General features: G+C 47.7%; 9 protein-coding genes. 3 read left to right on the top strand and 6 right to left on the bottom strand.

Annotated features, from left to right (window positions below; genetic code table 11):
• Positions 1 to 40: 40 nt before the first annotated feature.
• Together recG and ubiA are read left to right on the top strand one after the other, a co-directional pair.
• The gene (recG, locus tag B7Y67_RS07195; RefSeq protein ID WP_293598052.1) at positions 41 to 2,128 is read left to right on the top strand and encodes an ATP-dependent DNA helicase RecG; all 2,088 of its coding nucleotides are present in this window, start codon (positions 41 to 43) and stop codon (positions 2,126 to 2,128) included.
• A 47-nt stretch (positions 2,129 to 2,175) separates the two neighbouring features.
• Positions 2,176 to 3,027, top strand: coding sequence for a 4-hydroxybenzoate octaprenyltransferase (ubiA, locus tag B7Y67_RS07190; RefSeq protein ID WP_293598051.1), 852 nt, complete (start codon positions 2,176 to 2,178; stop codon positions 3,025 to 3,027).
• Here the strand turns inward: ubiA and proC are convergent.
• Genes proC through B7Y67_RS07165 form a run of 5 tightly spaced genes read right to left on the bottom strand, consistent with a single transcriptional unit; the run spans position 3,013 to position 8,534 of the window.
• Positions 3,013 to 3,873 carry a pyrroline-5-carboxylate reductase gene (gene proC / locus B7Y67_RS07185; RefSeq protein ID WP_293598050.1) on the bottom strand — a complete coding sequence of 287 codons (861 nt, stop codon included), beginning with the start codon at positions 3,871 to 3,873 and terminating at the stop codon, positions 3,013 to 3,015. The genes ubiA and proC overlap by 15 nt on opposite strands.
• Positions 3,870 to 4,595: a YggS family pyridoxal phosphate-dependent enzyme gene (locus B7Y67_RS07180; RefSeq protein WP_293598049.1), complete on the bottom strand. Its 726-nt coding sequence runs from the start codon at positions 4,593 to 4,595 to the stop codon at positions 3,870 to 3,872. Before B7Y67_RS07180 ends, proC begins: the two co-directional genes overlap by 4 nt.
• Complete coding sequence (gene glcF / locus B7Y67_RS07175) at positions 4,595 to 5,872, bottom strand: glycolate oxidase subunit GlcF (RefSeq protein ID WP_293598048.1); 1,278 nt, start codon at positions 5,870 to 5,872, stop codon at positions 4,595 to 4,597. The genes B7Y67_RS07180 and glcF overlap by 1 nt, the downstream gene beginning before the upstream one ends.
• 8 nt (positions 5,873 to 5,880) lie before the next feature.
• Positions 5,881 to 7,029: a glycolate oxidase subunit GlcE gene (gene glcE / locus B7Y67_RS07170; RefSeq protein WP_293598047.1), complete on the bottom strand. Its 1,149-nt coding sequence runs from the start codon at positions 7,027 to 7,029 to the stop codon at positions 5,881 to 5,883.
• Complete coding sequence (locus B7Y67_RS07165; protein ID WP_293598053.1) at positions 7,029 to 8,534, bottom strand: FAD-linked oxidase C-terminal domain-containing protein; 1,506 nt, start codon at positions 8,532 to 8,534, stop codon at positions 7,029 to 7,031. Before B7Y67_RS07165 ends, glcE begins: the two co-directional genes overlap by 1 nt.
• A gap of 26 nt (positions 8,535 to 8,560) precedes the next feature.
• On the opposite strand from B7Y67_RS07165, the gene B7Y67_RS07160 reads away from it, so the two are divergent.
• Complete coding sequence (locus B7Y67_RS07160; protein WP_215386657.1) at positions 8,561 to 9,130, top strand: cob(I)yrinic acid a,c-diamide adenosyltransferase; 570 nt, start codon at positions 8,561 to 8,563, stop codon at positions 9,128 to 9,130.
• A gap of 36 nt (positions 9,131 to 9,166) precedes the next feature.
• Here B7Y67_RS07160 and B7Y67_RS07155 read toward each other — a convergent pair.
• Positions 9,167 to 10,093 (bottom strand): 3-deoxy-7-phosphoheptulonate synthase (locus B7Y67_RS07155; RefSeq protein ID WP_293598046.1); only part of this gene is annotated, 927 nt, incomplete at its 5' end.

The raw sequence follows: 10,093 nt of genomic DNA, 5'->3' as shown, positions 1-10,093 counted from the left end.
AAAGTTGCATAGCATTACCATCAGGTATTGGATTTTAACGATGACGACTAAGCGACCGCCAACTGCACTCGAAAAGATGGGTTTAAACAGCCCTATGGCACTTGCTTTGCACCTGCCATCCCGTTACGAGGATGAGACTGAGCTTTTCACTATCGAGGAAGCCTTAGCCCTTGGAAGATTTCATTCCATCCAGACCCAGGGTGTTGTCATTCGCAATCAGGTCATGTTCCGCCCTAGAAGGCAGCTCTTGGTCACGATTGAGGATGACACCGCTTCGCTACAGCTCCGTTTCCTCAATTTTTACCCGAGCCAGCAAAAGCAAATGGCAGTCGGTGCCCATGTCCGAGTTCGAGGTGAGGTTCGAGAAGGCTATCAAGGCTCTGAAATGGTTCACCCTATAGTTCGGGCCTTGACTCCAGATGCACCATTGCCAGCAAGTTTGACCCCGGTCTATCCTGCAAGTGCAGGTGTCTCGCAAACAGTTATTCGTAAGGCAGTCTTACAAGCTTTACGTGATTCAAGTTTGAAAGAAAGTTTGGCGGAATTTTTACCCACCAAACTCATGGCAGAAATATTGCCAAGCAATGATTGGCCACCGCTGCAAGATGCGATTACCTATTTACATCAGCCACCCGCAGATGCCAATACTCAATCACTTCTAGATCGGACCCATTCTGCTTGGCGTCGTGTTCAGTTTGAAGAATTGCTCGCGCAGCAGATTTCTTTAAAGCGGGCTCATGCCATTCGTAGAGAAAGACGCGCTCCTAGTTTTGCAAAGGATCAGCCAGCAAGTAAGGTAAGCAAAAAAACTACCAGTATTGAAGATGGCTTGCTGAAAGTTTTACCCTTTAAGTTGACTAGTGCTCAAGCCCGAGTCTGGGCTGAGATTGGATCCGATCTATCCAATACCTTTCCGATGAATCGCCTATTGCAAGGCGATGTGGGGAGTGGAAAAACCGTGATTGCTGCATTAGCTGCTGCACGCGCCATGGATCATGGCTATCAAGCTGCCATCATGGCGCCTACGGAAATTCTGGCGGAGCAACACTATCTCAAAATGCAGGAGTGGTTTGGACCTCTAGGCATCAAGATTGCTTGGCTCTCTGGCAGCTTGAAGGCTAAAGAGAAAAGACTTGCCCAAGAAATGATTGAGGGTGGTGAGGCTCAGCTGATTATTGGTACGCATGCTCTTATTCAGGATAAGGTGAGCTTTGCTAATTTAGGTTTAGCGGTGATTGATGAGCAACATCGTTTTGGTGTGAGGCAGCGTCTAGAGATTCAGCAACGCGTTGGCTCGGAACTATTCTATTGTCACCAATTGATGATGTCGGCTACTCCGATTCCGCGGACTTTGGCAATGACCTATTACGCTGACCTAGATGTTTCTGTGATTGATGAATTACCTCCCGGTAGAAAACCGATTGCCACCAAAGTAGTCAAGGCGGCACGAAGAGATGAGGTGATTAGCGGTTTGCATGATTGGCTAGCAAAGGGACTGCAAGCTTATTGGGTATGCCCTTTGATTGAAGAGTCAGAGGTATTGCAATTACAAACTGCAGTTGAAAGTTTTGAGCAGCTCACGCAAGCATTACCAAATTTCAAAGTGGGTTTAGTGCATGGTCGCTTAAAGAGTGAAGAAAAAGCTGCAGTGATGGCAGCCTTCAAAGCCAATGAAATCCAGCTCTTAGTTGCAACTACAGTGATTGAGGTGGGGGTGGATGTTCCCAATGCAGCTCTCATGGTGATCGAGCATGCTGAACGTTTTGGGTATGCGCAAATCCATCAGTTACGTGGGCGTGTAGGGCGCGGTTCGGCAGATTCAGTTTGCATCTTGATGTATGCAGAGCCTCTATCTTTAGCCGCTAAAGAGCGCTTACAAACCTTACGAGAGACTTCGGATGGCTTTGTGATTGCTGAGCGCGATTTATCGCTACGTGGTCCTGGCGAGTTATTAGGGGCCAAGCAATCTGGTGATGCTATGTTACGTTTCGTTGATCTTCAGCGGGACGCCTGGTTGATTGAATTAGCGCAGACGGCTGCTGAGCGTTTGCTGGCCGAGCATGGAGAGTTGGTAGAAAGACATCTTGAGCGTTGGCTTGGATCTCGTACTGAATTTCTAAAAGCTTGATAATGCGATCATGAGCATGATTGTTTGAAAGAAAGATGATTAATCTGATGCGCAATCGCATTGTTGCTTACGCCTACTTAATCCGTTTAGATAAGCCGATCGGCACGCTACTTCTATTGTGGCCAACTTTGTGGGCGCTTTGGTTGGCGAGTGGCGGCTTTCCTGAGTTCCATCTGCTGATTATTTTTGCCTTGGGTACATTTTTAATGCGTAGTGCTGGTTGTGCCATCAATGATTATGCGGATCAAGATTTTGATCGCTATGTTTTGAGGACTAAGGATCGACCGATTACCAGTGGCAAGATTTCTGGAAAAGAGGCTCTGGTTGTAGCGGCCACTTTAGCCTTGATAGCCTACTTACTTATTCAACCCCTCAATGCCCTGACCAAAGAACTCTCTTTCTTTGCCTTGGCAGTTGCGATTCTCTATCCCTTTACGAAGCGTTTCTTTGCTATTCCGCAAGCCGTTCTTGGTATTGCTTTTGGTTTCGGCATTCCGATGGCCTATGCCGCAGTTCTTGGCTTTATTCCTCTTGAAGCTTGGATTTTGTTTGTCGGCAATATTTTCTGGGCTATTGCTTATGACACGGCTTACGCCATGGTTGATCGTGATGATGATTTGCGTTTGGGCTTGCGTACTTCAGCCATTACGTTTGGCCGCTTTGACGTGCTCGCAATTGCACTGAGTTACGGCGTACTATTCCTCAGCCAAGCTTGGGTTGCCCAGTTGGCAAATCTGAATAATTACTTTTGGGTGGGTTGGTGTCTGGCTTTAACTTGCGCCATCTATCATCTGAAACTAGTATCGACCCGCAGGCGTGAGGACTGCTTCAAGGCATTTCGCCACAACAACTGGTTAGGCGGATTCCTTTTTCTTGGAATCCTTTTAGGACTTTCCTAGTTCATCGCCCATGGCTTTGCCACGTTGACTGGCAGCATCAATTGCTTTTTCAAGTGCACCATGCCAATCAAGTTGTTTGAGTGTATCGAGTGCTGCAGCAGTTGTGCCGCCTTTAGAGGTGACTCGTTCACGCAGTACGCCTGCATGCTCATCGGAGTTATGGGCAAGCTGTGTGGCACCTTCTAGGGTGGCGTAAGCTAGTTTGCGAGCAGTGACTGCATCAAGTCCAAGCTTTTCACCGCTAGATTGCATGGCTTCCAAGAAAGCAAAGACATAGGCGGGGCCACTTCCAGAAACCGCAGTAACAGCATCCATGAGTTTTTCTTCATTGACCCAGACTGCCTGGCCAACTGCATTGCAAATGGTTTCTGCTAGAGCACGATCAGATGCGCTGACGCCAGCATCTGCAAATAGACCTGTAATACCTTTACGAATGAGGGCGGGAGTATTTGGCATAGCGCGAACACAACGTGCGTGGTCAAGCCAGCGACTCATGTCTTTGAGGCGAATGCCAGCTGCAATGCTGAGGATCAACGGACCTGGCGCTGTTCCATGTTTCAGTTTCGCATTTAAAGACTTCGCTACTACATTGAAGTCCTGAGGCTTAATCGCCATAACTACAACATTATTTTTAGAGAAGTCAAAAGCAATTTGATCCAAAGCACCAATAATCTGTACGCCAAAATCTTGGTGCAATTGCAGGCCCGTGCTCGCATTGGCTTCCACTACAGAAAGTTGTTTGGCTTCAAAACCGTTGGCGAGTAATCCGCTAATTAATGCGCGGCCCATATTGCCACCGCCAATAAAGGTGATGTGGGCATTTTGGTTTGTTTGTTGTGTGCTCATATTTTTATCTTATCGCGCTTCCCAAAAATAGCGCTTCCTACACGTAACATGGTGCTGCCTTCAGCAATTGCTGCTTCCATATCGTCCGACATTCCCATGGAGAGGGTATCGAAGAAGTCATACCCAAGATCATTACTATGCTTTGCTTTAAGTCCGACAAAACACTCCCTGACAGCAGCAAAGGCTCGGCGCTGTTGGCTTACATCTTCGCTGGGCGCGGGGATAGCCATCAGTCCACGAAGTACCAGATTGGGGAGTTTTGCTACGGCATCACAAAGCGTTTCAACTTCCTCAAGCGATATTCCACTTTTAGATTCTTCTTCACTCACATTAATTTGAACGCAGACTTGCAGTTCACCCAAATCAGGAAATTCTCCGCGTTGAGTCGAAAGGCGCTCTGCAATTTTGAGTCGGTCAATACTGTGCACCCAATCAAAATGTTCTGCGACATCTCGCGTTTTATTGCTCTGAATTGGACCAATGAAATGCCACTCTAGCCAAGGACGCAACTTCGCAAGTTGCTGAATTTTTTCAACACCTTCTTGAGCATAGTTCTCACCAAAGGCAGTCTGACCAGCATGCATAGCTTCTTCAACCGCTATTGCTGGAAAAGTTTTACTTACCGCAAGCAGTTGAATGTCTTCTGGCTCACGTTTAGCTGCTAGCGCTGCCAGTTCTAACCTTCGCCTTACCAACATCAGGTTGGTAGTAATTTGACTCATTATCTGGTTTGGCCTTGTTGACTGATGAGTTGATCAACAATCTCGATCCAATGTAGTACTGGGGTGTCATCTTGCTGCAGATGGGTGATGCAACCAATATTTCCAGACACAATGACTTTCGCGCCAGACTCTTCGCAGGCGGCATTGAGGTGGGCAAGCTTGTTATGGCGTAACTGCTCTGAGAGCTCTGGCTGGGTTACCGAGTAGGTGCCTGCAGAACCGCAGCAGAGGTGGCTATCAGCGCATAAGCGCACACCAATACCAATACTAGCTAGCAGGCCTTCTACCTTCCCGCGAATTTGTTGACCATGTTGAAGTGTGCAAGGTGGGTGATACACCACGCCAGGCTTGGGATCTGCACCCACCAGAGAAATCAACTCTCCCTCAAGTGACGGCAAGATTTCTGAAATATCTTTCGTGAGATCAGAGATCTTCTTTGCTTTACTTGCATATTGCGGATCATTTGCAAATAGATGGCCATAGTCTTTGACCATGACGCCACAACCAGATGCAGTCATGACGATGGCCTCCACACCTTGTTCCACTTGTGGCCACCAGGCATCGATATTTTGTTTGGCGTTATCAAGGCCACCAGCTTGATCGTTAAGGTGGTAACGCAGTGCGCCACAACATGTGGCATTAGGCGCGCTAATCAGTTGAATCTTGAGTGCATCTAAAACACGTGCAGCAGCGGAATTAATGTTGGGAAGCATGCCTGGCTGTACGCAACCCTCGAGTAAGAGCATCTTACGAGAGTGACTTGCTTGTGGCCTGGCGTAAGGATCGGTGTGTCTAGCTAATGCTTTATTTTTAGCTTCTGGAATCTTGCGTTGGATGCCAGCCGGCATCAGTGGGCGAACTAAGCGACCAATTGCCATCGCTGAATTAAATAATGTAGGGCTGGTTAAACCTTCTTTTAAAGCCCAGCGGGTGAGGCGCTGGCCAAGAGGGCGCTCAGGAGTGTTTTCTTCTGCCCACTTGCGACCAATATCCACCAAGTTGCCGTATTGCACACCGCTTGGGCAAGTGCTTTCGCAATTGCGGCAAGTTAAGCAGCGATCTAAATGCATGCGTGTTTTTTCAGTCGGCGCTTGCCCTTCAGCCATCTGCTTGATGAGGTAGATACGACCACGTGGGCCATCGAGTTCATCACCCAGAATTTGATAGGTGGGGCAAGTAGCAGTGCAGAAGCCACAGTGCACACATTTTCCAAGAATTCTGGCGGCCTCTATTCCTTCAGGAGTATTGGCGAATTGGGGAGCTAATTGAGTTTGCATATAAAGACTTAAGGAAGGCGTGAAGTAGCAAATACGCCTGCTGGATCAAAGGCGGCTCTTAGGCGTGCTTGTACTGCCTCTAAAGCAGTTGAGTGCGCTTGCTCACTCAAAAGGGTAAAGCGTTGCTTACTTGGATCAACACTGCTTCCTTGCTTAAAGCGCGTTGCATGCCCACCATTGGCATTGGCTAATGCTTTGATGGATGCAAAAGTGGCATCATCGCCAGGCGCTTTAAACCAGCGTTGCTGTCCATGCCATTCCAAAGCAATATCGCCAACGGCATTTTTAATTGCAAGTGGACCACATGCGGCTGGAAGAGCTAGGCGATAGAGTGTGTCAGCACTATCTAGGTTTGTAAAAACAGTTAAGTGCTGCTCACGTAGCTCACTCCAAAATATTTGTGCAAGCACTGGGTCCACTTCAACAGCATCGATAGCTGCATTCATTAGCGGAATTGCAGACTTAACAGCAGCAGCAGCACCGGCCAGACGAATGGTAAGTTCACCATCGCCACCTCTTGGGCTTCCAATCCAGCAGCTAGCTGAGAGTGGTAAGGGTTGCCCAGCCCACTCATTTAAGAGGCGCAAGGTTTTTTCTTGGCTGAGCTGACAACGTAAGGTGGCTGTTGCTGCTGGCTTAGGTAGTACTTTTACAGAAGCCTCGAGTAATAGTGAGAGGGTTCCCATAGATCCGGGCATCAAACGTGAAACGTCATATCCCGCCACGTTTTTCATCACCTTGCCGCCAAAAGATAAGTCTTGGCCTTTGCCATCCATGATGCGTGCACCAAGAACAAAGTCACGTAAGTTGCCAGCGCTAATGCGACCAGGTCCTGCTAAGCCTGCAGCTATGGTGCCACCAAAAGTTGCGTTATGACCAAAATGGGGTGGCTCAAAAGCCAGCACTTGGTTTTTCTCAGCTAGAGCTGCTTCAATTTCCTTTAATGGTGTGCCAGCACAAGCCGTAATCACTAATTCTTCAGGCTGGTATTCCAGGATGCCAGAATAAGGGCGGGTGTCTAACTTGGCATAGGAATTGGTATTGCCATACCAAGACTTTGTTCCACCACCTTCAATTGATAGTGGTGTTTTATTTTTGACTGCTGCCAGAATTTGTTCGCGAAATAAATCAATAGCCATATTGTTGGATGTGGACATTAGAAGCGCTCCAACTCGGGATGCGGTAAATTGCCGCCACTAATGCGCATACGACCGTATTCAGCACAACGATTTAATGTGGGGATCGCCTTATCAGGATTTAATAATCGTTCAGGGTCAAATGCTGCCTTAACTCCCCAGAAAGACTCGCGTTCACCTTCACCAAATTGAACGCACATGGAATTAATTTTTTCAATTCCAACGCCATGCTCACCAGTAATCGTGCCATCGAGCTCGACACAGGCTTCTAAAATTTCAGTACCGAATTCTTCAGCTCGATGCCACTCATCTTGATCGGCACCGTTAAATAAAATGAGTGGATGCATATTGCCATCGCCCGCATGAAATACATTCAAGCAAACAAGACCATATTTCTTTTCCATAACCTGAATACGTCTGAGTAGAGTGCCAATATTTCTGCGGGGGATTGTTCCATCCATACAGTAGTAATCAGGCGCTAAGCGTCCTGCTGCGGGGAAGGCATTCTTACGACCACTCCAAAATTTCAAGCGCTCCGATTCATTTTGAGAAATCTGAATACCACTAGCTCCTGCTAGTTCGAGCACCTTAGTCATGCGCTCAATTTCTTCTGCAACCTCTTCAGGCGTGCCATCGGACTCACACAGGAGAATGGTCTCAGCTTCAAGGTCATACCCCGCATGAACAAATTCTTCTACTGCACGAGTAGTGGCTTTATCCATCATTTCTAAGCCGGCAGGAATGATGCCAGCAGCGATGATCGCAGCAACTGCATCAGCACCTTTTTCAATATCGTCAAAACTGGCCATGATGACGCGAGCCAATTTTGGCTTAGCAATGAGCTTGACCGTGACTTCAGTCACCACTGCGAGCATGCCTTCGCTACCCATCACAATTGCCAATAAATCGAGTCCTGGAGAGTCCGGCGCAAGGCTGCCAAATTCCACGATTTCACCATTCATCAACACGCCGCGAACTTTGAGGACGTTGTGAAGGGTTAGTCCATATTTGAGGCAGTGGACACCACCAGAGTTTTCATTCACATTGCCACCAATGGAGCAGGCAATCTGTGAAGAGGGGTCTGGAGCGTAATACAGACCAAGATGAGCAACTGCTTCTGAGATAGCTAAATTGCGAACACCAGGTTGCACAACCGCAGTTCTAGTGAAGGGATCAATGCTGATAATCTTTTTGAGTTTGGCTAGCGAGAGCACTAAGCCTTGAGAAATAGGCATGGCGCCACCGGATAAGCCAGTGCCAGATCCGCGTGGAACGATAGGCACTTGCATCTCAAAGCAGGTCTTTAGGATCTGGGCAACCTGCTCCTCAGTCTCCGGTAAGGCTACCGCGAGGGGCATGCGTCGATAGGCCGCTAGACCATCACATTCATAGGGAATCGTGTCCTCAGGCTCCCATAGCAAGGCATGCTCCGGGAGGATGGGGCGCAGGGCCGATACCAATTTGGATTGAAGGGCGGTAATGGCCGCGAGCTCGGGGGGTGGGGTCACCATATTCATAAGAATCATTTTAGCCATTTACCTATAATTAGTTCATGGGAAATCGACTTTCAAAAATAGCCACCAGAACTGGTGATGCGGGTATGACCGGGCTTGGCGATGGTAGCCGAGTAGAAAAGGATCATTTGCGCATCTGCGCTATGGGCGATGTAGACGAATTGAACTCCGAAATCGGTGTTTTGATGACTGAATTGATCCCTGAGAGCCTTGTAGAGGAGTTAAGGGTCTTATTTTTGCAAGTGCAGCATGACTTATTTGATTTGGGTGGTGAGCTTTGTATTCCTAATTACACCTTGCTCAAGCCTGAGCATGTAGCCCAGTTAGATGTTTGGTTGGAAAAATACAATGCAACTTTGCCCCCTTTAACTGAATTCATTCTCCCCGGCGGTACTCGTGCGGCAGCTCAGGCTCACGTATGTCGAACAGTTTGCAGGCGTGCTGAGCGATCGATTGTGCGTTTGGGTTGGGAGGAGCCTCTGTACGATGCTCCGCGTCAATACGTCAATCGCTTGTCTGATCTCTTGTTTGTGCTGGCGCGTGTACTCAATCGTGCAGCGGGTGGCCAAGACGTTCTTTGGAAGCACGAAAAAAAAGAGACTAAATAAATTAGTCTCTTTTTTGACGAAATAAAACGAAGCAGTTTATTTCTTTGCTTTTCTGCGATTTTTCACAGCTAAAGCTAAGCGTTGCAATACATTGACTGAATCTTCCCAGTTAATGCAGGCATCAGTAATACTCTTGCCATATTCCAACTTATTTGGGTCATCTTTACCTGGCGTGAATTTTTGTGCACCATCATTTAGGTGACTTTCAATCATTACGCCGAAAATTTGATTTGAGCCGGATTCAATTTGCTCGGCAATATTTTCTGCCACCACAATTTGACGCTCATGTTTTTTGCTGGAGTTCGCATGCGACAAGTCAACCATCAAACTGGCTGGAAGCTTTGCTGCTGCAAGCTCTGAGCAGGCCGCTTGTACATACTGCGCTTCATAGTTTGGCTCTTTACCACCACGCAAAATAACGTGACAGTCTTTATTGCCTTTAGTCTCCACAATAGAAACCTGACCATTCTTATGCACTGATAAGAAGTGGTGTGGACGGCTAGCCGCTTGAATCGCATCGGTAGCAATCTTAATGTTTCCGTCGGTACCATTCTTGAATCCGATTGGTGCAGAGAGGCCTGAGGCGAGTTCGCGGTGAACTTGACTCTCAGTGGTGCGTGCTCCGATAGCGCCCCAAGAAATCAAGTCAGCAATATATTGCGGAGAAATCACATCCAAGAATTCGCTTCCAGCTGGCATACCAAGACGATTAATTTCCATCAACACTTGGCGGGCAATACGCAAACCTTCTTCAATACGATAGCTCTCATCTAAGTACGGATCATTAATCAAACCTTTCCAACCCACAGTTGTGCGTGGCTTTTCAAAATAGACGCGCATCACAATTTCGAGTTCACCAGCAAAACGATCGCGCTCTGCGAGTAATCGCTGACAGTACTCAACAGCAGCGCGAGGATCGTGGATTGAGCAAGGTCCGATGATGACGAGTAGGCGATCATCTTT

It is taken from the genome of Polynucleobacter sp. 35-46-11, from assembly GCF_002281105.1.
This window is presented reverse-complemented; position numbering and strand designations above follow the sequence as displayed.